The 26,998-nt window shown below is 65.8% G+C and carries 24 protein-coding genes; 11 read left to right on the top strand and 13 right to left on the bottom strand.

Features of this window, described 5'->3' with window-relative positions; all coding sequences use genetic code 11:
* Positions 1-3: 3 nt before the first annotated feature.
* Positions 4-906, bottom strand: coding sequence for a LysR substrate-binding domain-containing protein (locus tag RRX38_RS03780; protein ID WP_315961607.1), 903 nt, complete (start codon positions 904-906; stop codon positions 4-6).
* A gap of 64 nt (positions 907-970) precedes the next feature.
* On the opposite strand from RRX38_RS03780, the gene RRX38_RS03775 reads away from it, so the two are divergent.
* Positions 971-1,909, top strand: coding sequence for a DMT family transporter (locus RRX38_RS03775; RefSeq protein WP_315961606.1), 939 nt, complete (start codon positions 971-973; stop codon positions 1,907-1,909).
* 6 nt (positions 1,910-1,915) lie between these two features.
* On the opposite strand, the gene RRX38_RS03770 is transcribed toward RRX38_RS03775, so the two are convergent.
* Both RRX38_RS03770 and RRX38_RS03765 read right to left on the bottom strand, forming a co-directional pair.
* The gene (locus RRX38_RS03770) at positions 1,916-3,025 is read right to left on the bottom strand and encodes a P1 family peptidase (protein WP_315961605.1); all 1,110 of its coding nucleotides are present in this window, start codon (positions 3,023-3,025) and stop codon (positions 1,916-1,918) included.
* 12 nt (positions 3,026-3,037) lie between these two features.
* On the bottom strand, positions 3,038-4,402 hold the full coding sequence (locus RRX38_RS03765; protein WP_315961604.1) for an APC family permease: 1,365 nt from the start codon (positions 4,400-4,402) through the stop codon (positions 3,038-3,040).
* A 191-nt stretch (positions 4,403-4,593) separates the two neighbouring features.
* On the opposite strand from RRX38_RS03765, the gene RRX38_RS03760 reads away from it, so the two are divergent.
* On the top strand, positions 4,594-5,376 hold the full coding sequence (locus tag RRX38_RS03760; RefSeq protein ID WP_315961603.1) for a helix-turn-helix transcriptional regulator: 783 nt from the start codon (positions 4,594-4,596) through the stop codon (positions 5,374-5,376).
* A 1-nt stretch (position 5,377) separates the two neighbouring features.
* On the opposite strand, the gene RRX38_RS03755 is transcribed toward RRX38_RS03760, so the two are convergent.
* On the bottom strand, positions 5,378-6,166 hold the full coding sequence (locus RRX38_RS03755) for a helix-turn-helix transcriptional regulator (RefSeq protein ID WP_315961602.1): 789 nt from the start codon (positions 6,164-6,166) through the stop codon (positions 5,378-5,380).
* A gap of 154 nt (positions 6,167-6,320) precedes the next feature.
* On the opposite strand from RRX38_RS03755, the gene RRX38_RS03750 reads away from it, so the two are divergent.
* The 4 genes from RRX38_RS03750 to RRX38_RS03735 all read left to right on the top strand — a co-directional run bounded on the left by RRX38_RS03750 (position 6,321) and on the right by RRX38_RS03735 (position 9,608).
* On the top strand, positions 6,321-7,142 hold the full coding sequence (locus RRX38_RS03750) for a carbon-nitrogen hydrolase family protein (RefSeq protein ID WP_315961601.1): 822 nt from the start codon (positions 6,321-6,323) through the stop codon (positions 7,140-7,142).
* A gap of 82 nt (positions 7,143-7,224) precedes the next feature.
* Positions 7,225-8,547, top strand: a complete 1,323-nt coding sequence (locus RRX38_RS03745; protein ID WP_315961600.1) for an APC family permease — start codon at positions 7,225-7,227, stop codon at positions 8,545-8,547.
* Between the two features lie 383 nt (positions 8,548-8,930).
* Positions 8,931-9,203: a DUF6124 family protein gene (locus tag RRX38_RS03740; protein ID WP_315961599.1), complete on the top strand. Its 273-nt coding sequence runs from the start codon at positions 8,931-8,933 to the stop codon at positions 9,201-9,203.
* A gap of 69 nt (positions 9,204-9,272) precedes the next feature.
* A complete protein-coding gene (locus RRX38_RS03735) occupies positions 9,273-9,608 on the top strand; it encodes a hypothetical protein (protein WP_315961598.1) in 336 nt (111 codons plus the stop codon).
* 247 nt (positions 9,609-9,855) lie between these two features.
* On the opposite strand, the gene codA is transcribed toward RRX38_RS03735, so the two are convergent.
* The 5 genes from codA to RRX38_RS03710 all read right to left on the bottom strand — a co-directional run bounded on the left by codA (position 9,856) and on the right by RRX38_RS03710 (position 14,632).
* Entirely contained in the window at positions 9,856-11,094 is a 1,239-nt protein-coding gene (codA, locus tag RRX38_RS03730; protein ID WP_315961597.1) for a cytosine deaminase, read from the bottom strand.
* A complete protein-coding gene (locus tag RRX38_RS03725) occupies positions 11,091-12,317 on the bottom strand; it encodes a PucR family transcriptional regulator (protein WP_315961596.1) in 1,227 nt (408 codons plus the stop codon). Before RRX38_RS03725 ends, codA begins: the two co-directional genes overlap by 4 nt.
* Complete coding sequence (gene codB, locus RRX38_RS03720; RefSeq protein ID WP_315961595.1) at positions 12,314-13,576, bottom strand: cytosine permease; 1,263 nt, start codon at positions 13,574-13,576, stop codon at positions 12,314-12,316. Before codB ends, RRX38_RS03725 begins: the two co-directional genes overlap by 4 nt.
* Before the next feature lie 200 nt (positions 13,577-13,776).
* Positions 13,777-14,193, bottom strand: coding sequence for a DUF6691 family protein (locus tag RRX38_RS03715; RefSeq protein ID WP_295474844.1), 417 nt, complete (start codon positions 14,191-14,193; stop codon positions 13,777-13,779).
* A 1-nt stretch (position 14,194) separates the two neighbouring features.
* Positions 14,195-14,632, bottom strand: a complete 438-nt coding sequence (locus tag RRX38_RS03710) for a YeeE/YedE family protein (RefSeq protein WP_315961594.1) — start codon at positions 14,630-14,632, stop codon at positions 14,195-14,197.
* 158 nt (positions 14,633-14,790) lie between these two features.
* On the opposite strand from RRX38_RS03710, the gene imuA reads away from it, so the two are divergent.
* Genes imuA through RRX38_RS03695 form a run of 3 tightly spaced genes read left to right on the top strand, consistent with a single transcriptional unit; the run spans position 14,791 to position 19,902 of the window.
* The gene (gene imuA, locus RRX38_RS03705; RefSeq protein WP_315961593.1) at positions 14,791-15,408 is read left to right on the top strand and encodes a translesion DNA synthesis-associated protein ImuA; all 618 of its coding nucleotides are present in this window, start codon (positions 14,791-14,793) and stop codon (positions 15,406-15,408) included.
* Positions 15,409-15,415: 7 nt separating this feature from the next.
* Entirely contained in the window at positions 15,416-16,825 is a 1,410-nt protein-coding gene (locus tag RRX38_RS03700; RefSeq protein WP_315962628.1) for a DNA polymerase Y family protein, read from the top strand.
* Positions 16,822-19,902: an error-prone DNA polymerase gene (locus RRX38_RS03695; protein ID WP_315961592.1), complete on the top strand. Its 3,081-nt coding sequence runs from the start codon at positions 16,822-16,824 to the stop codon at positions 19,900-19,902. The genes RRX38_RS03700 and RRX38_RS03695 overlap by 4 nt, the downstream gene beginning before the upstream one ends.
* Positions 19,903-19,920: 18 nt before the next feature.
* On the opposite strand, the gene nadE is transcribed toward RRX38_RS03695, so the two are convergent.
* From nadE to RRX38_RS03680, 3 genes are read right to left on the bottom strand one after another with little or no spacing between them, the layout of a single operon-like run.
* Positions 19,921-20,751 carry an ammonia-dependent NAD(+) synthetase gene (gene nadE, locus RRX38_RS03690; protein ID WP_295474851.1) on the bottom strand — a complete coding sequence of 277 codons (831 nt, stop codon included), beginning with the start codon at positions 20,749-20,751 and terminating at the stop codon, positions 19,921-19,923.
* Positions 20,752-20,803: 52 nt separating this feature from the next.
* Positions 20,804-22,015 (bottom strand): nicotinate phosphoribosyltransferase, encoded by a 1,212-nt coding sequence (gene pncB, locus RRX38_RS03685; RefSeq protein ID WP_315961591.1) that lies wholly within the window; start codon positions 22,013-22,015, stop codon positions 20,804-20,806.
* Positions 22,016-22,026: 11 nt separating this feature from the next.
* The gene (locus RRX38_RS03680; RefSeq protein WP_315961590.1) at positions 22,027-22,674 is read right to left on the bottom strand and encodes a nicotinamidase; all 648 of its coding nucleotides are present in this window, start codon (positions 22,672-22,674) and stop codon (positions 22,027-22,029) included.
* Between the two features lie 190 nt (positions 22,675-22,864).
* Here RRX38_RS03680 and RRX38_RS03675 point away from each other — a divergent pair, with 190 nt between their 5' ends.
* Positions 22,865-23,410 (top strand): cytidyltransferase, encoded by a 546-nt coding sequence (locus RRX38_RS03675; RefSeq protein ID WP_315961589.1) that lies wholly within the window; start codon positions 22,865-22,867, stop codon positions 23,408-23,410.
* A gap of 1 nt (position 23,411) precedes the next feature.
* Positions 23,412-24,119, top strand: a complete 708-nt coding sequence (locus RRX38_RS03670; protein WP_315961588.1) for an NUDIX hydrolase — start codon at positions 23,412-23,414, stop codon at positions 24,117-24,119.
* A gap of 110 nt (positions 24,120-24,229) precedes the next feature.
* Here the strand turns inward: RRX38_RS03670 and RRX38_RS03665 are convergent, their stop codons facing one another.
* Positions 24,230-26,839 carry a hybrid sensor histidine kinase/response regulator gene (locus tag RRX38_RS03665; protein WP_315961587.1) on the bottom strand — a complete coding sequence of 870 codons (2,610 nt, stop codon included), beginning with the start codon at positions 26,837-26,839 and terminating at the stop codon, positions 24,230-24,232.
* Positions 26,840-26,998: the final 159 nt, after the last annotated feature.

Below are 26,998 nucleotides of genomic sequence, written 5' to 3'. Positions count from 1 at the left end.
TGCTCAATGACTGGCCAGCCAGGCATGCAGGCGCTGTGCGGCCGCGCTCAGCGGTCGCTGCTTCGAGGTCACGAGGTAGTAATGCTTGCCCGTGACCAACCCGGTGGCGAACAGCCGGATCAGGCGCCCTTGCTGCACGTCGTCCTCCACCAGCCAGGGGCTGGTCAGCACCACGCCCTGGCCACGGCGCGCGGCGTCGATGGCCAGTTCCGGCTGGTCGAAGCGCATGCGCCGCGAAGGTTCCTGCAGCCCGGCATCGGCCTCGGCAAGCCAGCGGGCCCAATGCGGGTGAGTGGTGGTGTCCAGCAAGGTGACATCGGCCAACCCTTGAGGCTGGTCAAGCGTGTGTTGCGCCTGGTAGTCGGGGCTGCAATACACGCGCAGTTCATCCTTGAGCAGCAACGTGACGTTCAGGTGCGCAGCCTGCCCGTCGAAGTGCCGCACGGCCATGTCATAGCCCTCGACGTCCAGATCTACCGGGCTGGCCATAGCGTTCAAATGCAGGTCGAGGTCAGGAAAGGCGCGGGTCAGTTCTGGCATGCGCCTGGCGAACCAGGAGCCCGCCAACGCTGGCGGCAGGCTCAGCCTGACCCTCGAAGAAGGTGTTTCGAGGAAAACCGCATTGGCGGCGTCGATCTGTTGCAGCGCAGGCTGGATCTGCGCCCAGTAGCGCAGTGCCTGGTCGGTCGGCTGCAGCCTCCTGACCTGCCGAGCGAACAGCGTCACCCCCAGCCAGCGTTCGAGCTTGCGCAGTTGCTGACCCACCGCGCCGGGGGTGACAAACAGTTGCTCTGCGGCGAGGGTGGCGCTGCCGGTGCGCATGACCGCATCGAAACAAGCGATGGCCTTCAACGGGGTGTCAGCGCGCATGATGCAGTTTTTCTCTTCCATGGATGCAGAACACATGATTTGTAACCTGCCGCTCTGGACAACACAATCGACGCATTGAAATCACACGGCAGGACCTATCGTGGCGCAAAGAAAGCAAGTGGACGGGTTGGCAAGCCTGCTGATGGTCGGGCTGTGCCTGATCTGGGGGGCCCAGCAGGTGGCGATCAAGGCCGTGGCCGAGGACGTCTCACCGGCCGCGCAGATCGTCATTCGCTCCGGTGTGGCGGCGCTGCTGGTCTGGCTGGTGTCACGGCTGTGGGGGCGCGAGCCCTGGCTGCGCGGGGTCTGGACGCGTGCCGGCGTGGTGGTCGGCGTGCTGTTTGCCGCCGAGTTCCTGTTCATCGCCGAAGGCCTGCGGCATACCACGGCGGCGCACATGGCGGTGTTCCTTTACACCGCGCCGCTGTTCGCCGCCATGGGCCTGCACTTTCGCCTGCCCGAAGAGCGCTTGAACACCTGGCAATGGCTGGGCATGGCCCTGGCGTTCGCCGGGGTGGCGGCAATCTTCCTGGCCCCGCGTGATACCACCGCCGGGCTGACGGGGTCCGGCACCAGCCTGTTGGGCGATGCGCTGGCGCTGTGTGCCGGTGCGGCCTGGGGCTTCACCACCGTGGCCGTGCGCACCAGTCGGTTGAGCGAGGCGCCGGCGACCCAGACGCTGTTCTATCAACTCAGCGGAGCCTTCGTGCTGCTGTTGCCGCTGGCCCTCGCGACCACTGGCAGTGCCCTGCACTTCACCCCTCAGGCCATGACCAGCCTGGCCTTCCAGGCGCTTGTGGTGTCGTTCGCCAGCTACCTCATCTGGTTCCGCATGCTGCGCCATTACCTGGCCGGCCGGCTGGGGGTGATGGGCCTGATGACGCCGATATTCGGCGTGCTCATGGGCGCCCTGTGGCTGGGCGAAAGCCTGAGCCTGGGCTTTCTCGGCGGCGCGGGCCTGGCGCTGGGGGGCATGCTGCTGGTCAACCTCAGCAAGGGCCGCAGCCCCGCGATGCCGCCATCAGCGGCCAAGCCCTGAGCCTCTTCAAGCCATACCACCCGGTCGCCAGCCACAGGCTTGCAGTGCCTTCAACAAGCGCTCACCGCTCAGGCCGGGTACTTGCCGACCGTCTGCGCTGCGCATGCTGCGGCCCGCCAGCAGGGCATTGACGATGGCCTCCTCCACCGCTTCGGCGGCGGCGGCGAACAGTGGCGAGATGTGGTCGTTGTTGACCATCGCCACCTGCGCCGTGCGTGGCAGGTCGCGGCGGTTGTAGTCCGCCGGGGCCAGGCCGGTATTACCGGTGGAGAACGCCAGGAAGATATCCCCGCTGGAGTCATCGGTGCCGCCGCCGGTACGCGCGATGCCCAGCGAGGCGCGTTGCGCCAGACGCTGGCACTGGTGTGGCAGCAACGGCGCGTCGGTGGCCAGCACCACCACGATGGAACCCATGCCTGCGGTGTCCTGCGCGGCATAGGGTGAAGGCAGGTCCAGCAGCGTGCGCCCCACCGGGTAGCCGTCGACCCGCAATTCGCGGCGCTGGCCATGGTTGGCCTGCACGAAGGCGCCTACCGTCCAGCCACCCTGTTCGCCCGGCAGGCAGCGTGAGGCGGTGCCGATACCGCCCTTGAACTCATGGCAGATCATCCCGGTGCCACCGCCTACCGCACCTTCGGCCACCGGGCCGTCACTCACCGCACCCAGCGCCTGCTGCACCAGGTCGGCATTCACGTGCTGGCCCCAGATGTCGTTGAGCACCCCGTCGTAGGTTTCCATCACCACCGGCATGCACCAGTAGGTGGAAGGGTCGGCCAGGGTCGCATGTTCATGGGCGATCAGCGCATCGCGGACCACGCCGACACTGTGCGTGTTGGTGGTGGCTATGGCGGTGGTCAGCAGCCCGGCTTCGCGGATCCACTCCAGCCCGGTGGCGTCGCCATTGCCGTTGAGTACGTGGCAGCCGGCGAAACACGGCTGGTAGCGGGCCGCTCCCGGACGCGGCTCGATGACACTGACACCGGTGCGCACCGGCTTGCCCTCGTGAACGCCGTCGAGCGTGGCGTGGCCGACCCGTACGCCGGGTACGTCGGTGATGGCATTGTGTGGGCCAGGCTGCCCAAGCCCCAGGGTGATACCGAAGTCGCGTGCTCGCATGAAGTGTCTCGCTCAGAGTTTCTGAAAGGCCGGGCTCAGTTTGCCGTAGGTGCCATAGAGCACCACCGAGGTGAGCAGAATGCCCAGGAGGATGAACAGATCGCGGGTCGAGGCGCTGCCCAGCAGGGTGGTCAGCAGGTAACCGGCGCCGGTGACGGCCAGCAGCGCCGGCAGCGGCCACAGCGGCATGCGGTACGGATGCTCGCGGTCACGGCGCAGCACCCGGCTGAACAGCGCACACAGGCCCACCACCAGATAGACGCAGAGGATCAGCAGCACGGTGAAGGACGTCAGTTCCGAGAGGTTGGAGCTGAAGGTCAGCGCCGCCGAAGGCACTGCCAGGAACAGCGTGGCCAACCAGGGCGACTCCCACTTGGGGTGAATGCGGGTGAAGGCGCGGTTCATGCCCGGCATCCACAGCTCGTCACGGCCACTGCTGTAGATCACCCGGCCAATCTGGATCACCAGGGCGATGATGGCATTGAACACCGAGAGAAAGATGCCTGCGCTGACCAGGCGCGACAGGGTCTGGTTGCCATGTGCGGTAAGCAGGTAGCCGATCGGGTCCGGGCTGGCCAGCATCGCTTCCAGCGACGGCGCACCCGCCAGCAACGCGACCAGGGGAATCAGCTCGATGGCCACCACCAGGACCAGCGACCACAGCACCGCCTTGGGAATTCCGCGCCCGGCGCATTTCATGTCTTCGGCCAGCAGCACCGCGCCGCCATAGCCATTGAAAGAGAACAGCGCCGTGCCTACCGCGCCGATCACCAGCGCCCAGGGCGCCGCGTGCAGCACGCCGTTGTCGAGCGTCATCGGGCTCAGCAAACTGGCCACCGGCTGCTGGGCATGGCCGAAGCCCAGCACCACGATGACCATCAGCGCCGCCACCTCCAGCAACAGGCAACTGCCGGTCACCCAGGCGTTGAGCTTGATATTGAGGATGCCGAGCAGGTAGCTCAGAGCCACGATCACCAGGGCCACGGTCTGCCCGTCGAACTGCGTGCCGAGGGCGGCGTTGAGGTAAGTGGCTGCGCCGGTGGCCAGCACCGGCGGAATGAACAGCAGCATGGCCAGCACGGTAAGAAAGGTCGCGTAGCCGGCCATGCCGCCGAACACCCGCTTGGCGAACACGTATTCGCCACCGGCGGCAGTGTGCGCACGGCCCAGCTCGGCGTAGCAGAGCGCGAACATCAGCGCCAACAGCCCGCCGAGGATGAACGCCCAGATCACCCCGGTGCCGGCCTGGGCGATGGCAAAGGGTGCGATGACGAAGACGGAACTGGCAGGCGTCACCGAAGAAACGGTAATGGCCACCACATCGGCGACGCTGAGCGTCGGTTTCAGATCAGGGGATGCAGCATTGCGGGACGTCATGGTTCACCCTCACGTTGTTGTAAGTGTCAGAAGGCAGAACTAAGCGGTGAAACGGCGCAGGCTCGACGGCCCGCTTGATGCATCCGAAAGTAGGCAGGTTGGCGATGCCGGGCAATTCCCCCCAAGGGGTACCCCCGTTGACAGGCACAGCAAATCGGGCGCCAATGCCCTCCCCCTTACCAGGAGCTGCCGTGGACATTCTCTTCCAGGAAGTTGCCGCTCACACCGCCCTGGCGCGGAGCATCGAGCAGCTGGGTACGGCGCGCTTCTGGCGCCAACTGGTGCTGGTGCTGCGCCATTGGGTGCCCTTCGACAACGCGCTGATCATCCACTTCCCGGCCCAGGGCGCGCCCCAGGTGCTGGAGGAATACGACGCTGCACCCGCTCCGGCGGCTGGCGAGCTGTATCTGGACGGCCTGTACCTGCTCGACCCTTTCTACCAGGCCGCACGCGAAGGTCTGGCCAGCGGGCTGTATCACCTGGAGGAAGTCGCTCCGGACTCGTTCTGGCAGGCCGATTACTACCTCAATTACTTCCAGGCCCATGTACTGCAGGACGAAGTGCAGTTTCTCCTGCAGTTGCCCGAAGGTGTGCTGTCGGTATCGCTGGGCATGCGCCGCAGCTTTTCAGCGGTCGAGCTGGGCAAGCTGCGCCTGGTCAGTGGCTGGGTCCTGGCATTGCTCGGCCAGCATTGGGCACGCAGCGACATTGCCCTGCCGGCCCCGGCGCCTATGGGCGATGCCCTGGCCAGGTTCGGCCAGGGCGTATTGTCCGAGCGCGAGCTGGAAATCGCCCGGCTGATCCTGCGTGGCTACTCCTCCAAGGCCATGGCACAGCGCCTGGGCATTTCTCCGGAGACCATCAAGGCGCACCGCCGGCACCTCTACGCCAAGCTGAACATCTCTTCGCAGCCCGAACTGTTCTCGGTGTTCATTCGCGAACTGGGCTTCAGCGACGAGCGACCGATGGCCTGAGTCAACCCAGCTGCGCCTGCAGGAACAGTGCAAACAGCTCGGATTGCGACTTGATGCCCAGCTTGCTGTACATGTGCTTGCGGTGCACCTTCACGGTTTCCACGGAGATTTCCAGCTTGCGGGCGATCTCTTTGCTGGAACAGCCGCTGAGCATCAGGCGCCCCACCTCCAGTTCACGACCGGTCAACGGTGATTCCATCTGCTCGACCCGGGCCTCCAGAGCGCTCTGCCAGTGCGGCGCCGGGCGGCTGGCGGCATCCAGCAGCTCCGGCTCGAAGGCCATGCGCTGGCGCATCAAAGCCGTGACCCAGGGGCGCACCAGGTCGAGGAGTGCCACCTGTTCGACGCTGAAACGCCGCTCGCTGCCCAGTGACAGGCACAGGGTTCGTTGCCCATCCAGTGCCACATTGAACTGGATCTCGTCGGCCACCACGTTGAGTCGGAAATAACGCTGGTAGTAATCGGTCTGTTCGAAACACTCCGGCGCTACATCGGCCAGGCGCACCAGGCCGGTGAAGCGCGATTCGCGGCTGGCGACGTAGAACGGGTCCAGCAGGTACAGACCGTTGAGGTAATCCTGGAACAGCGGGTCAGGGTTGCCATCTTCGCTGGGGCACTCGGCACAGACCTGCGGGCGGCCGGCGCTGAACAGCAAGGCCACCCAACTGTCACACGCCACATAATCGTTGAGCAGGCGCACCAGGCGGGTCCAGAAGCGATCCTGGTCCAGCGTTTCGATCAATTGGCCCACCGAGCGGTGCCAGGCCATGTCATGAAGCGTGAAAGTCATCCCCTACCCCTGTTGGGTTACCACGTGGGCGTAATACCCCGGCCATGATGGCCACCGACATAATCGGCGCAAGCTTACGCTCAGCGAGGCGTCACCAGAGCGTTTTTTTCCGGCGCCTGCCCAAGGGGCAGGCGCTGCCAGTCGAGGAATGCATATGAAGGTCGAGCTTGTCCAATTGGCCGGTCGCGATGGCGATACCGCGTATAACCTGCAGCGCACGCTGGAGGCCATCCGCCGCTGCGCGGTGGGCACCGATCTGGTGGTGTTTCCGGAAACCCAACTGATGGGCTTTCCGACCCAGGACACCATTCGCCGGGTGGCCGAACCCCTGGATGGCCCCAGTGTGCAGGCGATCCGCCAGGCGGCCGACGAACGCAACGTCGCAGTGGTGGTCGGCCTGGCCGAAGCGGCCGACGATGGGCGCTTCTACAACACCACGGTGCTGGTCACGTCTGAGGGTGTCGCCCTCAAGTACCGCAAAACCCATCTGTGGGCCTCGGACTGCGGGGTCTTCAGCCCCGGCGACCGCTATGCCACCACCGTGTTCAAGGGCTGGCGGGTCGGCCTGCTGATCTGCTTCGACATCGAGTTTCCGGAAAGCGCCCGGGCGCTGGGGCAACTGGGTGCCGACCTGATCATCGTCACCAACGGCAACATGGACCCCTACGGCCCGACACACAGGACCGCGATCATGGCCCGCGCCATGGAAAACCAGGCCTTCGCGGTGATGGTCAACCGAGTGGGCGAAGGCGACGGCGGCCTGGTGTTCGCCGGGGGCAGCGCGGTGGTCGACCCGTTCGGCCAACTGCTGTGCGAAGCCGGCCGTGGCGAGTGCCGTCTGGCCGTGGAGTTGGACCCTGCGCAATTGCTCCAGGCCCGGCGCGACTACAGCTACCTGGCCCAGCGCCGCTTGCAACTGCCCGGCCAGCCGACCGAGCAGACCGATGGCCGGCGCGAACTGATCATCCCTTCCTGAGCCTTGCCGCGGCGGCGTCAGGCAGCCCCTCGCCGCCACGGGCGCAGTGCGAAATAACAATCACAAACGGGAGCACACTCTGATGGCCACACTCAAACGAACCCTGTCATTGGGCTCGGTGGTGCTGTTCGGTATCGCCTACATGACGCCGATCATCGTCCTTGGCACCTTCGGCATCCTCGCCGACGCCACCGGCGGGCTGGTGCCCGCTGCCTACCTGGCCGCCGCCGTGGCGATGCTGTTCACCGCCCTGAGCTACGGCAACATGGCGCGGGCCTTTCCCGTGGCCGGCTCAGCCTACACCTACGTGCGCAAGTCGATCAGTCCGCAACTGGGCTTCATCACCGGCTGGGCGGTGCTGCTCGACTACCTGTTCCTGCCCATGGCCATCTGGCTGATCGGCGCGGCCTACCTGCACTCGGCCTTTCCCGACGTGCCGCAGGCTCTGTGGGTGCTGGCCTTCATCGGCGTCACCACCGGCATCAACGTCATCGGCCTGCGCCTGGCGAAAACCGTCAACGGCCTGCTGATGTTCATTCAGTTGCTGGTGCTGGCGGCCTTCGTCGGCCTGGCTATCCGTTACGTATGGGGCGATGCCAGTACCCCGCTGTGGAGCCTGGCGCCGTTTTACAAAGAAGGCGCGCAGTTGCCGCTGATCATGGGCGGCGCGGCGATTGCCTGCTATTCCTTCCTGGGCTTCGATGCGGTGAGCACCCTGACCGAAGAAACCCGCGAGCCGCGCAAGAACATTCCCAAGGCCATTCTGCTGATCACCCTGATCGGCGGTGCGCTGTTCATCGCCTGCAGCTACTTCGTGCAACTGGCCCACCCCTCGACGGACTTCGCCAATATCGACGCCGCCGCCTACGAGATCGCCCGCAACATCGGCGGCGACCTGTTCGTCAGCCTGTTCCTGCTGGGGCTGATCGTCGGCCAGTTCACCTCGGGGCTGTCGGCGCAGGCCAGCGCTTCGCGGCTGCTGTTCGCCATGGGGCGTGACGGCGTGTTGCCCAAGGCGTTCTTCGGCAGGCTCAGCGAGCGCTTCAGCACCCCGGTGCCGAGCATCATCCTCTGTGGCCTGGTGGCGCTGCTGGCCCTGCGCATGGACGTGACCACCTCCACCTCGTTCATCAACTTCGGGGCTTTCCTGGCCTTCAGCCTGGTGAACCTGGCGGTGATCTTCCATTACTGGCTGGCCAAGAAACAGCGCGGCAGCCGAGCGCTGCTGCTGTACCTGGTGTTCCCGCTGTTCGGCCTGGCCTCCAATCTGTGGTTGATGGCCAGCCTCGACCACCTGGCCTTGTACCTCGGGGCCGGCTGGTTGTGCCTGGGGCTGCTGTACCTGGCGGTGCTCACCCAGGGTTTCCGTCGGCCGCCACCGGAGATGAGTTTCGAAGAGGCTTGATGCAAGGCAACCCTGCCAGCTGTTGGGGCTGGCAGGGTTGATTTCAGAAGATTCCTACACCGCAATCTACCGACCTGGTAAGACGATTCCGAATTTCCGCGTTATCCTCCCGGCCCGCTTGTGACGGTACTTCAAGGCCGCTAAGGTCCTGCGCGTCGCTCATGCAGCGACCGGGTTTAGTCGCCCGAGGTACTAGAAACAGCCAGCCCCAAAAGCATCATCGTGCCTTTGCCGTGACGATGTCGTTATGGTGGCTGTGCACGGGGCGCCTCCTCGGGGCGCACCGGGTTCCTAGTACCCGGCGACTAACCCGCGCATGGCCACCACCCTTTGTTTAGTCGCGAAGCGTGATGGTCTCCAACTCGATACTAGGGATAGCCATCATGATCCTTTCCACACCCCATCCCCCAACTTCATCACCCCTGCCTGCAGGCGAATCCGGCCTGTTCAGCGTACGCCCCGGCATCAAGGCCGAAGACGCCCTGGTGGCCGCTGCTGAACACCTGCAATGCGCAGTCGCCACGGCCTACGAGGTCGCGGATAACCAGAACGCCGAGTTCCGCCCGCTGGCGCGGGCGGTGGTGCATCAGCTGGAATCGGCGCAGTTGCTGGTCGAGGCGTCGCTGGCCGCCGTAGCGCGTGAAGCCCTGAGCTGACACTGGATCGCCGCTTGCCTCAAGCAGTAGGCCATGCCAGTCTGCTCGGCTGTTTTCGGGATAAGAAGCATGACCGTCACCCTGCTCGCCGCCTTCTGCGGCTGGAAAGCCATTCCCTGGTTCGCCTGGGCGCACAACAACCTCAACCCGGTGCTGGTTCTGCACGCCGATGAGGTCGAATACCGGGTGTTGCGGCGCCGTCGCAAACCGTATGCGGCGATTCAGCAGGTGGATTACCGCGAGATGCGTGGCACCCGTAACGTGGTGCTGGAATTCCACGATTCGGTGGTGACCTTCATCGGCAACACCGGTCGTACCGAATCGGCACGGCAGGTAGTGCAACGGCTCAAGGACCAGGGCTGCCCCCTGAGCGAACGCGCCGAGGCCCTGCTGGTTTCGGGCTGAGCCTCGTTCACGAGCAAAAGCGACGCCAGATCGGTAAAAGATCAGTAGTGCGGCTAAAGCCAATACTGTTCGGTTAAGCGCTTTGCGGCTCTGTGGGAGCAAGCTTGCTCGCGAAGAGGCCGGCAAGGTCACCCCATTTGTTGTGAGCATGACGCCGCCTTCGCGAGCAAGCTCGCTCCCACAAGCAGAGCGCGCCTGACCGCCCCGTATCGCGGCCGAGGTCGCTCTCTGCAAGCCGCCTGATGCCTCAGAACAGCCGCTCGACCTGCGCCGGCGTACGGCGCATCAGCACCTTGCCGTGGCGCACCGAGACCAGCGCATGGCCCTGGGTGCGGACCATTTCGTAGTCATCCGGTGCCGAGAGCAACAACAGGTTGGCCGGACGCCCGGCTTCCAGACCGTAGCCCTCGCCCAGATTCAAGGCGCGTGCACTGTTGTCGGTAATCAGGTCCAGGCCGCGTTGCAGGTCTTCGTAGCCGAGCATGTGGCAGATGTGCAGGCCGGCTTCGAGGATGCGCAGGATGTTGCCGTTACCCAGCGGGTACCAGGGGTCAACGATGGAGTCCTGACCGAAGCACACGTTCATGCCGGCCCGATCCAGCTCGGCCACACGAGTCACGCCGCGACGCTTGGGATAGGTGTCGAAGCGGCCCTGCAGGTGAATGCTCTCGGTCGGGCAGGAAATGAAGTTGATCCCGGAGCGCTTGAGCAGGCGGAACAGCTTGGAGCAATAGGCGTTGTCGTAGGAGCCCATGGCTACGGTGTGGCTGGCGCTCACCAGAGCGCCCATGTCGCGCACCCGTGCCTCTTCGGCAAGCACTTCCAGGAACCGCGACTGCGGGTCGTCGGTCTCGTCGCAATGCACGTCCACCAGGCAGCCGGTACGCTCGGCCAGGTCCATGAGGAACTTCACCGAGGAAACGCCCTGGTCGCGGGTGTTCTCGAAGTGCGGGATGCCCCCCACCACATCGGCGCCCATGGCCACGGCCTCGGCCATCAGGGCACGACCGTTGGGGTACGACTCGATGCCTTCCTGAGGGAAAGCGACGATCTGCAAGTCGACCAGGTGGCGGGTTTGCTCACGTACTTCGACCATGGCCTTGAGCGCGGTGAGCTTGGGGTCGGTGACATCGACATGGGTGCGCACATGCTGGATGCCGTGGTCGACCAGCATGCCGATGGTCTTGGTCGCACGCTGCTTGATGTCGTCGTGAGTGGTCAGCGTCTTGCGCTCGGCCCAGCGCTCGATGCCTTCGAACAGCGTGCCGCTCATGTTCCACTTCGGCTCGCCGGCGGTCAGGGTGGCGTCGAGGTGAATGTGGGGTTCGACGAAAGGGGCGATCACCAGGTTCTGTCCGGCATCCAGGTCGCCCGGCGCCGCCGGGGCCACGGTCGGCTGCGCGACGATGGCGGCAATGCGTTCGCCGGCCAGTTCGATGCGGTGCAGGCCGGGCTTGCCGCGCAGGCGGGCGTTGATGATGTTCATCGGGTGTACTCCTGTTCATGCACTTCGGTCATGCGCCATATCAGTAAGGCGACCGAAGCATTCATACGAAAAAGCGGGTCGTCGAGCGATTGTCCGCTCAGTTGTTCGATGCGTTGCAAGCGCTGATTGAGGGTGTTGCGGTGCAGGCCCAGCTGCTGGGCGGCTTTCAGGGCGTTGCCGTTGGCCTTGAGCAGCACGTCGAGGGTATGCACCAGGGCATGCGGATGCTTGCGCCGTGGCTCGATCAGCGCGCCCAGGGTCTGGGTGACGAAGGTGTCGATCAGGCTGCGGTCAGTGATGCCTTGCAGCAGGCGCAGCACACCCAGTTCGCTGAAATCGCACAGGCCACTGGCCGGGCGCAGCTGCTGGGCCACGTCCAGTGCCTGGCGCGCCTCGTTGAGGGCGCGGCGGTACTGGGTGCAGTCTTCGACATGGCTGGACAGCCCCATGAACAGCTCCATTTCCTCGGCCAGGGTGTGCAACGACCGGTGCAATTGAGCCAGGGTGGCGGGCCAGCCTGGCGCCTCGACCAGCAGCAGCACGAAAAGATCGCCCGGCAACTGTACCAGCAGTGCGCCGGGGTGTTCGCGGCACCAGCTTTCCAGGCGTTCCTCCAGGACCTGGCGCAGGGCCTGCCAGCGTCGCTCGCCCTGCTCCGCGCCATGGCGTTCGAACCAGCCCGGCGCTGCCGCCAGACGCAACGCGGCCAGGCGCCGCGGCTTGTCCAGCCCCAGTTGCAGGTGTGCGGCGCGCTGCCGGGCAATGGCCAGGCTGGGATAATCGCCAGTCAGCAACTGGCCCAGTACGTCGTCCCGCGAGCGACGCACTTGCGCCATCTCGATCAGCGCCGTGCCGATCACATGGGTGACCACGACCATCTTCAACAGATACGGCTGTTCGATCAGTGGCAGACCGAGTTGTTCGGCGCGGGCGATGACCGCTGCCGGAATGGCGGCCAGGAAGCTGCCGCCGGTGAGAATCACCAGCCCGGCGATACCCACCGCGTGGCCGTCCTCTACCAGGCTCAGCAGGTTGGCCTCGCCACGCGGGTGGTTGATGCCGGTGATGAACACCAGCTCACCGCCCATTACCCATTCGGCGATGCCTTCGTTCTCGGCCACGTACAGCCAGCGCACCCGGCGTTGCAGGCCACTGGCACCGGCGCGCAGGGTCATCTCCTGCAGGCCGGGCAAGGCGAGAATCTCGGCCAGGCTCAGGCTCACTGCGCCGCCTCGGTGGCCAGGGCCTGACGGCGGCCACTGAGTTGCAGCAGCACGATGTAGCACAGTGCCGAAGTGGCGATGCCCACCAGCGGGGCGACCCACGGCGACAGGCAGGCCAGCAGTGCTCCGGCGGCATAGGCCAACAGCCCCAGCAGGTTATAGCGCGGCAGGCGCACGCTGGCCAGGGTCGGGTACTGACCACGATGGCGGTACCAGAAGTCGGCCATGATCACCCCGCCCACCGGCGGAATGATCGACCCCAGCAGCACCAGGAACGGAATGAGCATTTCATACATGCCACCAATGGCCAGCACGATACCCACCGCTGCGGCCACCAGCGTCGCGGTGCGCCGGCGTTCGCTGCGCAGCAGGTGGCAGCTGGCGGCGGCGACGTTGTAGATGGTCGGGCCCTGGATGGTCCACAGGTTCAGGCACAGCATCACCACGGCGGCGAACGACAGGCCCTGGAGGATCATCACTTCGACGATATCGGCCTGCTGGTAGACCATCGCGCACCAGGCGCCGGCCACCACCATCAGGCCGTTGCCGACCAGAAAGCTGACCACGCTGGCTGCCACGGCCACCCGACCGCTGCGCGACAGGCGTGTCCAGTTGGTGGCTTGGGTGGCGCCGCTGGCGAAGGTGCCGAAGACCATGGTCACCGCCGCCGAAAAGGTCATGCTTTCATGCGGAACCACGGCAAGCAGGCCACTCAGGCCACCGGCCTGACGGGTGGCGATGACCATCGACACCACCAGCAGCACGAACATCAGCGGCACCGAGACCCGCGACAGCAGGTCCAGGCCCTTGAAGCCGACGATCGCCGTGAGGCTGAAGCCCAGGCCGAACAGCACCATCAGCGGCACCGTGAAGTCTGACGCCAGGCCGAGGATCTTTACCAACACGATGGCCACCGTAGCGGTGCCCCAGGCGTACCAGCCCAGCTCGGCGAAACCGAGCAGGAAGTCAGAGAGGCGGCTGCCGGACTCGCCGAAGCAGAAACGCCCCATCAGTACCGTGTTCAGCCCACTGCGCGACGCGATCAGCGCCAGGGCAGCCGCATACAAGGCCAGCAGGCTGTTGCCGATGGCTGCGATCCACAGCATGTCGGTGAAATCGAAGGCCATGCCCAGCTTGCCACCGGCGAACATGGTGCCGGTGAAGAAGGTGAAGCTGAACAGCACCATGGCGATGGGCATGAAGCCCTTGCGCGCATGCTGGGGCGCTTCAGAGAGAGGAAACTCGTCGTGTGTACTCATGGGCCAGGCTCCAGGATGGGGATACCCAGCCCTTGAGCAATCGCCAGGCCAGTTTTGAGCAGACGCGAACGCGGCCTGAAAGCAGGCGAAACGACCATTCAAAGCTGTACAGACTGCACATTTTTACCTGCCGACAGAGCGGTTTTTATGTGCGCGCTGCCTCGTATCGAGGCAGCCGCGCACCATCGCGGCACACCGAATCAGACCGCCCTGGCCTGGACAAGATCGAAGAGTTTCATCCCGGCCAGCAGCGCAGCCATGAACAGCCAGGCCTGCCAGTGGCCGCCCGGCAGCAGGACCAGGGCCGGGCCGGGACACAGCCCGGCCAGCCCCCAGCCGACACCGAACAGCAGGCTGCCACCCATCAGGCGCCGGTCCAGGCCACGGCGCTCTGGCAGGTGCAAGGGACCGTCGAGCAAGGGTCGACCACGGCGGCGGATCCAGGTCATCGGACCGATCAGTGCGGCGAGTGCCCCCGCCATGACCAGCGCCAGCGAAGGGTCCCAGGCCCCGGCCAGGTCGAGAAACGCCAGGACCTTGGCCGGGTCGGCCATGCCCGCCAGCAACAGGCCGGTGCCGAACAGCAGCCCGGCGATGAAACCGGTGAGTGCACGCATGTCAGAACCCACCCAGCACGTGGCGCAGGATGAACACCGTGGCGAAGCCGCTGGTCATGAAGCACAGCGTGGCCACCAGCGAGCGCCCGGACAACCGCGACAGGCCACACACACCATGGCCGCTGGTGCAGCCGCTGCCATAGCGGGTGCCCAGGCCGACCAGCAGGCCGGCCACCACCAGGACCAGGGGACCTGCCGTCACATGGGGCTGGGGTGGCAGCGCCACCCAGCCCCAGAGCAGCGGCGCGGCCAACAGGCCCAGCAGGAAGGCCAACTTCTCGCCCCAGCCAGGCTCGCCGCGCTTGAAGACCGCCGCCAGCAGGCCGCTGATACCGGCAACACGCCCATTGGCGACCACGAACAGCGCCGCGCCCAGGCCGATCAGCACCCCACCGGCCAGCGCCGGGCCGGGGGTGAATGCCAGTGCATCGAAAGTCATGAAGTCGTCTCCAGTGAGGAAATACCAGCGCCGCAGTGTACGGCCACGCCACGCTGGCTGATATCCCGTGGCCATACAATTGGTCGGCGCGGGGTTGACCGATCTCGACGATGAGACAAATACTGTATGTAGATACAGTGTTTTTCTGGCCTACCCTCATGTCCGCAGTCGTTTCTCTCAACAGCCTCCTCGACACCCGCCGTATCTGGCGCGGCCAGTCCATGCCAGTGAACGCCCCCAGCAACCCTGCCACCGGCCACGCGGCCCTGGACCGGGCCCTGCCCGGCGGCGGTTGGCCGGCAGCAGCGCTCAGCGAGATTCTCGTGGCGGCCCAGGGCATCGGCGAGCTGGGCCTGTTGTGGCCGACCCTGGCACGTCTCACGGCACGCGCCGAGCGGGTGCTGCTGGTCGGCCCGCCGCACCTGCCCTACCCCCGTGCCTGGGCGGCAGCGCAGGTCGACCTGCGCTACCTGAGCATCATCCAGGCCGAGGGCCGCGATGCCTTGTGGGCCGCCGAGCAGAGCCTGCGCTCGGGCAGTTGCGGCGCGGTGCTGTGCTGGTTGCAACAGGCCGACGACCGTGCCCTGCGACGCCTGCAAGTGGCAGCGGAAAGCGGCCAGACTTTGGCGTTCGCCTACCGCCCCCTGCATGAATCACGCAACCCTTCGCCGGCCGCGCTGCGTCTGGCCCTGGAGAGCAACCCGGCGCAGTTGCGAGTGCTCAAGTGCCGGGGCGGGCTGGCCGCGCAGCAGCCCATCGCCATGGGCTGGCAGTGACATGGCGATGCTCTGGGCCTGCATCCTGCTGCCCCAGTTGGCCATGGACGCCGTGTTGCGCCAGCGTGACGACCCCGCTCAGCCTCTGGTGTTGCTGAGCGGGCCGGCGCAACGCCGGGTGTTGCAAGCGGTGAATCCGGCGGCCCGCGCCCTGGGCTTGCGGCCGGGGCAGTCGCTGACCGCCGCGCAGACCCTGGCCAGCGGTTTCGCGACGGCCGATTACGACAACGCGCAGCTCGAGCGCTGCCAGCAGTTCCTGGCAGCCTGGGCCTATGGTTTCAGTGCCCAGGTCAGCCTGCATTACCCACGTTGCCTGCTGTTGGAGGTGCAATCCAGCCTGGGGCTGTTCGGCCCCTGGCCACGCCTCGAAGCGCGGTTGCGTAGCGAGTTGCGCGAACTGGGTTTTGCCCATCGCATCACCGCTGCCCCCAACCCGGCCGCTGCACGGGTGCTGGCCAATGCCCGCGACGGCCTGGCGGTGTTCGATACCGCGCAGTTGCGACCGCTGTTGCGCAGCTTGCCGGTGGAGCGCGCCGGCCTGCCGGCAGAAACCGCCAATGCCCTGGCGCGCATGGGGCTGCGCCAGTTGCAGCAGGTCATGGACCTGCCGCGCAGCAGCCTGGCGCGGCGCTTTCCCGAACAGCTGCTGGTGCAACTCGACCGCCTGCTTGGCCAGCGGGCCATGGCCCTGGACTTCTACACGCCACCGGATGTCTTCGATGTACGCCTCGAGCTGAACTTCGAGGTGGAATCGCACCAGGCGCTGCTGTTTCCACTGCGTCGCCTGACCGCTGACCTGGCCGCCTGGCTGGCCGGGCGCGACTGTGGCGTGCAGCGCTTCGTGCTGTACCTGCAACACCGTGCCTTGCCCGACAGCCAGGTGCCGGTCGGTCTGCTCAGTGCCGAGCGTGACGCTGGCATGCTCTTCGAACTGAGCCGCGGCCGCCTGGAGAACCTGCAACTCGCGGCACCGGTGCTGGCGGTCCGACTGCTGGCCGACCAGGTGCCGGCCTTCACCCCTCAGCATCAGCCGCTGTTCAACGAGCGCCCGCAGCAATCGCAGCCTTGGGAACAGCTGCGCGAACGCCTGCGTGCCCGCCTGGGCGATGCGGCGGTGTACGAACTGCAGCATCGCGCCGACCACCGCCCGGAGCGGTCCTGGAGCCAGGCCCCCGTGGCCGCCCCCTCACCGGCCAGCGCGCCACGCCCCGGTTGGCTGCTGGCGGTTCCCGAGCCTTGGCCGCAGGCCGCCCTTGAGGTGCTGGCAGGGCCGGAACGCATCGAGTCCGGCTGGTGGGACGGTGACGATGTGCGTCGCGACTACTACGTGGTGCGTACCCCGGCCGGGCAGCGTGGCTGGGCCTATCGCGAGGCTGGCCGCGACGGCCCCTGGCAGGTGCAGGGCTGGTTCGCATGAGCGGCTACGCCGAACTGCACTGCCTGTCGAACTTCAGCTTCCAGCGCGGTGCGTCGAATGCCCAGGAGTTGTTCGAACGCGCCGCGCAACTGGGCTATACCGCCCTGGCGATCACCGACGAGTGCTCGCTGGCCGGCATCGTGCGCGCCTGGCAGGCCGCCAAGGCCGCCGGGGTGCGGCTGCTCACCGGCATCGAGGTCAACCTCGCCGGAGGTCTCAAGCTGGTGCTGCTGGCCGAACACCTGGCGGGCTACCAACGCCTCTGCGCCCTGGTGACCCTGGCCCGGCGGCGCAGCCGCAAGGGCTGCTACGCCTTGGCCCAGGCCGATCTGCAAGGCCCGCATGACGGTGTACTGGCCTTGTGGGTGCCGGAAGCCGACGCGGCCGGCGAGGTCCATGACGCCCAGGGTGCCTGGGTCGCCGAGCAGTTCGCCGGGCGCTGCTGGCTGGCCGTGGAGCTGCACCAGGGCGCGGACGATGCGCAACGCCTCGCTCGCCTGCAGGCCCTCGGCCGGCGCCTGGGCATGCCGCTGGTAGCGGCCGGCGACGTGCACATGCATGTACGGGGCCGTCGCGCCCTGCAGGACACCCTCACCGCCATCCGCCACCACTGCACGGTCGACGAAGCCGGTTATCACCTGTTTGCCAATGGCGAACGGCATCTGCGGCCCCTCCCGGTGTTGCAGGGCCTTTACCCGCCTGAACTGCTGGCAGAATCGCTGAACATCGCCGCCCGCTGCCATTTCGAGCTGGACCAGTTGCGCTACCAGTACCCCCATGAAGTGGTGCCCAGCGGCCATACCCCGAGTGGCTGGCTGCGTGAGCTGACCGAGCGCGGCTGCCGCTGGCGCTGGCCACAGGGCATGCCGGACAAGGTGCGCACGCAGATCGAGGCGGAACTGAGCCTGATTGCCGAGCTGGGCTACGAGAGCTATTTCCTCACCGTGCGCGACATCGTGCAGTTCGCTCGTGACCAGAAAATCCTCTGCCAGGGCCGTGGCTCGGCGGCCAACTCGGCGGTGTGCTTCGCCCTGGGCATCACCGAACTGGACCCCACGCGCATGGACATGCTGTTCGAGCGCTTCATCTCCCGCGAGCGCAACGAACCGCCGGACATCGACGTCGACTTCGAGCACGAACGGCGCGAAGAGGTGATCCAGTACGTGTTCAGGCGCTACGGCCGGGAGCGGGCCGCCCTGACCGCTGTGGCCAGTACCTATCACGTCACCGGCGCGATTCGCGATGTCGCCAAGGCCCTGGGCTGGCCGCCCGATCAGATCAACACCCTGGCCGGCTGTTGCAGCCGCTGGAGCGACCGCCTGCCCGCGGTGGAGCGCCTGATCGAGGCCGGCTTCGATCCGCAGAACCGCCAGGTGCGCATGGTCCTGGCGCTGACCGAGCAACTGATCGGCTTTCCCCGCCACCTGTCGCAGCACCCCGGCGGTTTCGTGATTTCCGAGCACCCGCTGAGCACCCTGGTGCCGGTGGAAAACGCCGCCATGCCCGACCGCACCATCATCCAGTGGGACAAGGACGATATCGATGCCGTGGGCCTGATGAAGGTCGATGTGCTGGCCCTGGGCATGCTCAGCGCGGTGCGCCGCTGCCTGGCGCTGTTGCAGGGGCAGGGTCGTGGCGAACTGAGCATCGCCAGCATTCCAGCCGACGATGAAGCGACCTACGACATGATCTGCCGTGCCGACACCATCGGGGTGTTCCAGATCGAGTCACGGGCGCAGATGGCCATGCTGCCACGCCTGAAGCCGCGCAGGTTCTATGACCTGGTCGTGCAGGTGGCCATCGTTCGCCCCGGTCCTATCCAGGGCAACATGGTGCACCCTTACCTGCAACGCCGTGCCAACCCGAGGCTCGTCACTTACCCCAGCGATGAACTCAGAGAAGTGTTCGCGCGCACCCTGGGCGTGCCGCTGTTTCAGGAACAGGTGATGAAAGTCGCCATCGTCGCCGCCGGCTACAGCCCAGGCGAAGCCGACCAACTGCGGCGCTGCATGGCCGCCTGGAAACGCCATGGCGGTCTGGAGCCGCATCGCGAACGGCTGCGTACCGGCATGCTTGCCAAGGGCTATAGCGAAGAGTTCGCCGCGCAGATCTTCGAACAGATCAAGGGCTTCGGCAGCTATGGCTTTCCCGAATCCCATGCTGCCAGCTTCGCCCTGCTCACCTATGCCAGCTGCTGGCTCAAATGCCATGAACCAGCGGCCTTCGCCTGTGCGCTGATCAACAGCTGGCCGATGGGTTTCTATTCCCCCGACCAGGTGCTGCAGGACGTGCGCCGGCACAGCATCGAAGTGCGCCCGGTGGACGTCACCGCCAGCGACTGGGATTGCTCCCTGGAAGCCACCCAGGGGCCGCAACCGGCGCTGCGCCTGGGCTTGCGCATGGTCCGTGGGCTGGCCGAAGCGGTGGGCCGGCAGATTCCCGTTGCGCGGGCTGCGCAACATTTCCACAACATCGAGGATCTGTGTCGGCGCGCCGGGCTGGACGCCAAGGCCCGCGATTGCCTGGCCCAGGCCAATGCCCTGCAGGCCCTGGCCGGCCACCGCCATCGTGCCTTATGGGACATCGCGGCGGTGCAGCCCAGCCTGCCGCTGTTCGATACCGCGCCGGTCGAGGAACCGCTGCCGATCCCGGCCCCCAGCGTGGTGGAGAACCTGCGTGCCGACTACGCGCTGACCGGCACCACCCTCGGCCCGCACCCCCTGGCACTGCTGCGTCCGACACTCGATGCCCTGCGCGCCCGCAGTTCCAGGGAGCTGGCGTGCATCGGCAACAGCAGCCATGTCACGGTGATCGGTATCGTCACCGGCCGCCAGCGCCCCGGCACAGCCTCGGGTGTGACCTTCGTCACCCTGGAGGACGAATTCGGCATGGTCAACGTGCTGGTCTGGCGCGACCTGGCAGAGCGCTACCGAACCGCCCTGGTGCATGCCAGGCTGTTGCAGATCAAGGGGCGGCTGGAGGATCAGTCAGGTGTCCGGCATCTGATCGCCGGGCACCTGCTGGACAGGAGCGATTTGCTCGAAGGGCTGGATGTGCGCAGCCGCGACTTTCAGTGAAGGCTGCGCAGCGGGCGTTCAGGCCATGGGCACACGGGGCAGCTCGCGCTTGTGGGCGGTCTGCCGGTAGGCCTTCTCGATGATCGAACGGGCCTGATCGGACACCGCCTCGCCCATCAGGTAGGCATCGATCTCGGCATAGCTGCAACCGTAGGCGGCTTCATCCGGCTTGCCAGGGTCGAGGTCTTCCAGGTCAGCGGTGGGCGCTTTATAGACCAATCGGTCGGGAGCACCGAGGGCCTTGGCCAACTGGCGTACCTGGCCCTTGGTCAGGCCTGACAGCGGGGCCAGGTCGCAGGCACCGTCACCGAACTTGGTGAAGAAGCCCATCACGGCCTCGGCGGCGTGGTCGGTGCCGACCACCAGGCCATTACTGAAGTTGGCGATGGCGTACTGCGCGACCATGCGCGTGCGGGCCTTGACGTTGCCCTTGACGAAGTCGGTCTGCGCGGCGCTGGGCTGCAGGCCGTCAAGCCGGATCGAGTCCATCAGGCCGTCGACCGCTGCGGTGATGTTGCTGCTGGCGATCTGGTCTGGGGCGATGAAGTCCAGGCTGGCCTGGGCATCGCTTTCATCGGCCTGGCTGCGATACGGCAGGCGCACGGCGATGAAGCGTGCCTGGCCGCCCTGTTCGCGGATCTGCTGCACCGCCAACTGGCACAGGCGCCCGGCGGTCAGCGAGTCCACCCCGCCGCTGATACCCAGCACCAGGGTCTGGCAGCCGGAGTCCTGCAGCACCTGGCGGATGAAGGCGACGCGGCGTTCGATCTGGGCGTGCTCGCTGCCGGCCTGCCACTGGCGGTCGACACCCAGTTCACGGGCGATAGCGGTCTGGCATTGAGTGCTCATCTTTGCTTCCTCCTGCAGTTCTAACGATCTGGCACGCCGTGCGGCGCGGCCGTCATTGCAATGCGACGTTGAAGACCTGGGCGGCGTACTGCAGGAACGAGGCGTCCTCGCAGACATTCTTCACCGGGTCGTCGGAAAACTTCACCACCGGCTCGCCATGTACACGAACCAGTTTCATGACGATGCTCAGCGGCTCTACGCCGTCCACATCGCAGGCCAGGCTGGTGCCCATGCCGAAACCGACCTTGGCCTTGCCGCGCACGTGGCGCAGGATCGGCAGGCATTTCTCGAAATTCAGCCCGTCGGAGAACATCAGGTCCTTGCTGCGTGGGTCGATGCCCAGCTCGGCGTAGCGCGCCAGCACCTTGTCGGCCCAGACGATGGGGTCACCGGAGTCCTGGCGCAGGCCGTCGTAGAGCTTGGCGAAGTACAGGTCGAAGTCCTTGAGGAAAAAATCGGTGCTGATGCAGTCGGTCAGGGCAATGCCCAACCGGCCGCGGTACTCGCGCACCCAGTTCTCCAAGGCCGCACTCTGGCTCTCGCGCAGGCGCCCCAATTGCTGGTGGACCATCAGCCACTGGTGAGCCATGGTGCCGATCAGCGGCAGGTCGAACTCATAAGCCAGGTGCGCGTTGCTGGTGCCGACGAACACCCCGGGGAAATCACGGCGCATGATGTCCACCACCTCGCGCTGGGCACGGAACGACAGGCGTCGGCGGGTAGAGAAGTCCGACACCCGCAGCTCGGCCAGTTCTTCCCGGCTGGCATTCTGTTCCAGCCATTCGAATTTCTGGTACAAGCGGCGAGTCACGTCGGCCAGTTCGACATCCGGGTATTTGTCGCGGTTGCGCAGCTCGCTGACCATGGCCAGCACGGGTTGCTCGAACATGATGCAGTGCAGCATCGGGCCTCGGACGCGAATCTGCAGTTGGCCCTCTACCTCCGCAACATGGATGTAGCGCAGGTTGAAGCGGAACAGGCCGAGAAACTGTTCGAAATCCGGAGTCAGGTATTCGCGAAAGCGCCGGTTGAACAGAAAACGCTGCTCGCCTTCACGCAGTTGCAGGTCGGCCAGGCGTTCCAGTTCCTGGCGGATCTCGGGAATCAGGTGGCCGAGCTTTTCCCGCGAGCGGACGATGAACAGGTACTCCACATCGACGTTGGGGTGCTGGTGCAGCACCGCCTGCATCATGGTGAAGGTGTAGTAGTCGGTGTCCAGCAGGCTCTGGATCACCCCGGTGTCACGATCGAATGCACTGTCCATGTTCATGCTCCTCATTGGCCGGCCAGTTGGCGGGTCTGTTCACGGTCGGCGGCAACCTGGATGCCTGCCTGGCGCATTTCGGCAATTGCCGCGTGTGCGCCCTCTTCGCTGATCGCCCGGCAGGCTGGCAGGTGCACGATGACCCGAAAGCCCGCTGCCGCCAGTTGCAGGGCGGTGGTCTTGACGCAGAAGTCCAGGGCCAGGCCGCCGACGATCACTTGGGTCACGCTGCGGCTGGCCAGGTATTCGGCCACGCCGGTGGACAGCTTGCCGTCCAGGTCGTGGTACAGCGCGCCATAGGGGTGCAGGTCCGGCTCCACGCCCTTCCACACGAAGTAGTCGTAGTCACAGGGTGCTGGCAGCTCGTCCAGCAGGGTGAACCCTTCGGTGCCCGGTACGCAGTGGCTGACCCAGGTCAGGTCGGCTTGCGGCAGGCCGGTGGGCTTGAGCATCTGCTCATGCCCGGCCACCACCCAGGGAGCCTCGGGGCTGTGCGCGTCCTTGCTGCCCACCCGCACGCCGGCCAGGCTGGCGATGAAGTTGAGTTCGGCGCCGATCTGCTCACCGCCGGCCACCGGCAGTTCATCCGGGCAGAGCGGGGTGAAGCCTTTCTGTGCATCGACGTCGAAGGATGCGGTATTGCCAAGCGATGAGTTCATGTCGTGTACCTCCGTTGCGTGAGACGAAAGGTACATGTCGTGTACTTACGATGCAAGCTTTTTCTCGGCCCGCTGAAAAATCCCTAATTTATTAGCCATGAATGCAGCTGCGAGCTCGTTGAGAGGCCGCCCTTCCCTGCGCGAAGCTTATGCTATAAGGTACACGACATGTACTTTATGGAGGTGCGTGATGATCGAAGTGGCTGTATACGGCGGAGCCTTCGACCCGCCACATGCCGGGCATGCCCGCGTGATGATCGAAGCGTCGCGCCAGGCGCGGCAGGTGTGGGTGGTGCCCAGCTTCCGGCATGCCGATGGCAAGCGCATGGCTGACTTCGATCTGCGCCTGGGCTGGTTGCATGACGTGGTCGCGAGCATTCGCCCGCTGTGTGCGGCGCCGGTACGGGTCAGTGGCATCGAACGGGAGCTGGCGCAGTTGCAGCCTGGTCCTGTGTACAGCTACACCCTGCTCGAACGCCTAGCGACGCGTCTGGGTATCGCCGATCGGCAGCTGGCCCTGGTCACCGGGCCGGATGTGCTGGAACGCCTGCCGCAGTTTCATCGCGGCGCGGCGTTGCTGGAGCGCTTCGCGGTGATCGCCATCGACGAACAACTGGACGTGCGCAGCAGCAGCCTGCGCCAGCGCCTGCAGCAGGGCCTGGCGCTGCCAAAGCAGTGGCTGGCCCCCGGGCTGGATCCGCTAAACTACCGCCACTACGCCGTTCACGGAACCTGACATGCAAGACCGCACCACCCCACGCGCCGCCTACCTGCACACCATCGACCTCTGCGTGCTGCATTACTGCCGCCAGACCCAGAGCCTGCAGATTCTGCTCAACCAGCGTGACAACGAGCCGTTCGCCAGGCACTGGGCGCTGCCCGGTATCGTGGTCAACGGCGACGTCGAAGACCGTACCCTGGAAGACGCCGTCGAGCGCCTGCGCCGTTCGCCCAAGGTCGACATGCCTCTGGCCTGGCTCGAACAGGTCGGCACGGTGGGCGATGCCTTTCGCGACCCGCGTTGCTGGTCCTCCTCGACCTTCTACCTGGCGATTCTCAGCGAGCCCTGCGAGCTGGCGGCGCACCAGCGTTTCGTGCCGCTACTGGAGGTCGCCAGCGGCGCCTACAAGCTGCCGTTCGACCACAACCTCCTGGCGGCCCGCGCCCAGGAACGGTTGCTGTCCAAGTCGCTGTACAGCAGCCTGCCGCTGATGTTCCTCGGCACCGAGTTCAGCGCCCCGGAAGCCGTGACGATCTTCTCCCTGGTGCTGCAACGCCCAGTGCTCAAGACCAGTATCCGCCAGCGCCTGCTGAAGATGAGCGAGGCTGGCTATCTGCGCGAGTCGGGGCGCAAGAAACAGGGCGACGGCGGCCGCCCGCAAGCGACCCTGGAAAGCCTCAGGCCAGGCAGCCTCTACCTGTTCGACCGCAGCTTCCTGGATTAGCCGCAATACGGGTCCGTTAGGCCGGGCAGGAGCGGCTTCAGCCCCGAAGCGACCGCATGTTCACAACAGATGCAGTGAATTTCCTGGCGCTTTCGCGGCTGAAGCCGCTCCTACAGGGTGAAGCCGATCAGTTCATGCACCCGCGCTGCCAGGGCCTCGGTGCTGAAGGGTTTGGCCAGCACCAGGCGGTCCGGCCCCAGGTCGCCCTTGCCGATCACCGTGGTTTCAGCGTAACCGGTCACGAACAGGGTCTTCAGGCCCGGACGGACCTCCCGCCCGGCATCGGCCAGTTGCCGGCCATTCATGCCGCCGGGCAGGCCGACGTCGGTGATCAGCAGGTCGATGCGCATGTCCGAGCGCAACAGCCTGATGCCGGCCACGCTGTCGCCCGCCTCGATGATGGTGTAACCCAGCTCGCCGAGGCTGTCGGCCAGCAGCATGCGCACCGTGGGCTCGTCGTCGACGACGAGAATGGTGTCGCCAGACTGCGCCTGGGAAGTGACCGCCTGCTGTGTCGTGGACTCTTCCTTGGCCACGATGTCGCCCATGTACCGCGGCAGGTAGATGCGTACCGTGGTGCCACTGCCGACCGCAGAATAGATGCGCGCCTGACCGCCGGACTGCTTGGCGAAACCGTAGATCATCGACAGCCCCAGGCCCGTGCCCTGCCCCAGGGGCTTGGTGGTGAAGAACGGGTCGAACGCCTTGGCGATCACATCCGGCGGCATGCCGCAGCCGGTGTCGGTGACGCTCAGGGCCACATAGTCACCAGAAGGAATCTCGTAGGCCATCGCCGACGAAGGGTCCATGCGCCGGTTGGCGGTCTCGATGCTGATGCGCCCGCCGCCGGGCATGGCGTCGCGAGCGTTGATGCACAGGTTGAGCAAGGCGTTTTCCAGCTGGCTGACATCCACCAGGGTCGGCCACAGCGGTTCGCAACAGCGGGTCCCCACGTCGATACCCGGACCGACGGTGCGCTGCACCATTTCCGCCAGCCCGGCGACCAGCATGTTGACGTCCGTGGGCCGCGGGTCGAGGGTCTGACGCCGCGAGAAGGCCAGCAGGCGATGGGTCAGCGACGCCGCCCGACGCGCGGCACCCTGGGCCGCCGACATGTATTTGCCGATGTCCTTCAAGCGCCCCTGGGCAATGCGTTTGTCGATCAATTCCAGCGCGCCGGAGATACCGGCCAGCAGGTTGTTGAAGTCGTGGGCCAAGCCGCCAGTCAACTGCCCTACCGCTTCCATCTTCTGCGACTGGCGCAGTTTTTCTTCGGCCTGCATCAGCTCGGCGGTACGCTCGGCGACGCGCGCCTCCAAGGTATCGTTCATCGCCCACAAGGCCGCCGTGGCTCGGTCGCGTTCGGCCTCCACGGCACGGCGCTCCTGCACATCGATCAGTACCCCGGGAAAGGTCAGTGGCCGACCTTCGTCGTCGTGATTGACCCGGCCGTTGGCCTCGATCCAGTAGTACTTGCCGTCCAGGCGTCTTACCCGGTACTGGTGCGCATAGGCGCCGCCACGCGCCACGACTTCGTCGATGGCGTCGATCAGCCCCTGTTTGTCATCGGGGTGTACGGTCTGGATCACCTGCTCCAGGCTCAGCCCGACGCGCCCCAGCGCCGGGTCCAGGCCAAACGCGCGGGCGAAGCCCTCGTCGACGCTGAAGGCGTCCAGCGGCAGGTTCCAGTGCCAGGTGCCGATGATGGCTCCAGCCGACAGCGCCAGCTGCACGCGCTCGACGCTTTCGATGGCCAGCGCCTCGCTGACCCGCAGGCGTTCTTCGGCGTTGCGCCGCTCGGTGACATCGCTGAAGAAAATGCCGATCTGCCGATCCGCCGGGTCGCCGACCCGCACCGCCCGCACATCGAACCAGCGACCAAAGGCCTCGGCATAGCTTTCGAAACTCGCCGGCTCGCCAGTCAGCGCCACCCGCCCGTAGTTCTCGAACCACACGGCTTCGAGGTTCGGCGCAAACTCGGTGACCCACTTGCCCTGCAGGTCGACACCGGCCTGGCGGGCGAAGGCCGCGTTGACCTCGACGAAGCGGTAGTCCACCGGCAGCTCGTCGGCATCGAACCTGACCTGCACGATGGCAAACGCGGTGGCGATGGTTTCCAGAATGGTGCGGTAGCGCTCCTGGCTGTCGAGCAGGGCCTTTTCCGTGCGGCGCATCTCGCTCAGGTCGAGCATCGCGCCGATCATCCGCGTGGCCTGCCCTTCGGCGTTGCGAATCACGTGGCCACGATCGAACACTTCGGCATAGGAATCGTCGGCGCGGCGGAAGCGGTATTCGTCGGTCCAGGCGGTGCCGCTGCCGTCGATCACCGCGTGGATGGAATCATGGATGCGCTGGCGGTCATCGGGGTGGATCTGCGCGATCCACCAGTCACCGGTCATGTCCGAGGCTTTCAGGCAATGGCCATAGGCGTCCTGCAAGGCATCGTTCCACTGCACATGGTTGGCCTTCAGGTCCCAGTCCCAGATCGCGTCGTTGGTGGCCTTGGCGACCAGGCGATAACGCTCCTGGGTTTCGAGGATCTCCTGGTGCGCCTGGCAGGCATGGACAGCCGCATTGGCCGGGGCCGGCCCGGCTGCCGCAGGATCCAGGCCGACGGCCGCCACCACCCCCTGCAGCCGTGCGATCTCGGCCAGCAGTTGTTCACGGGTCAGGTTTTCCAGGATGGCCACCACTGAGAGAAATGAAGTAGGCCCGGACATGACACGGGCTGAATGGGAGGAGCGGTGAACAGGTACGCGTATCAGAGCACATTTATCGTCCAGCGCCCATGACAATCATGGCCATTTGACCTCAGGCAGCAGACGTGGTCGCAGCGCCCACGCTATGTATAATCCGCCGCCCTTCATAACAAACGATTG

This window comes from Pseudomonas sp. DTU_2021_1001937_2_SI_NGA_ILE_001, assembly GCF_032463525.1.
Lineage (GTDB): Bacteria > Pseudomonadota > Gammaproteobacteria > Pseudomonadales > Pseudomonadaceae > Aquipseudomonas.
This window is presented reverse-complemented; position numbering and strand designations above follow the sequence as displayed.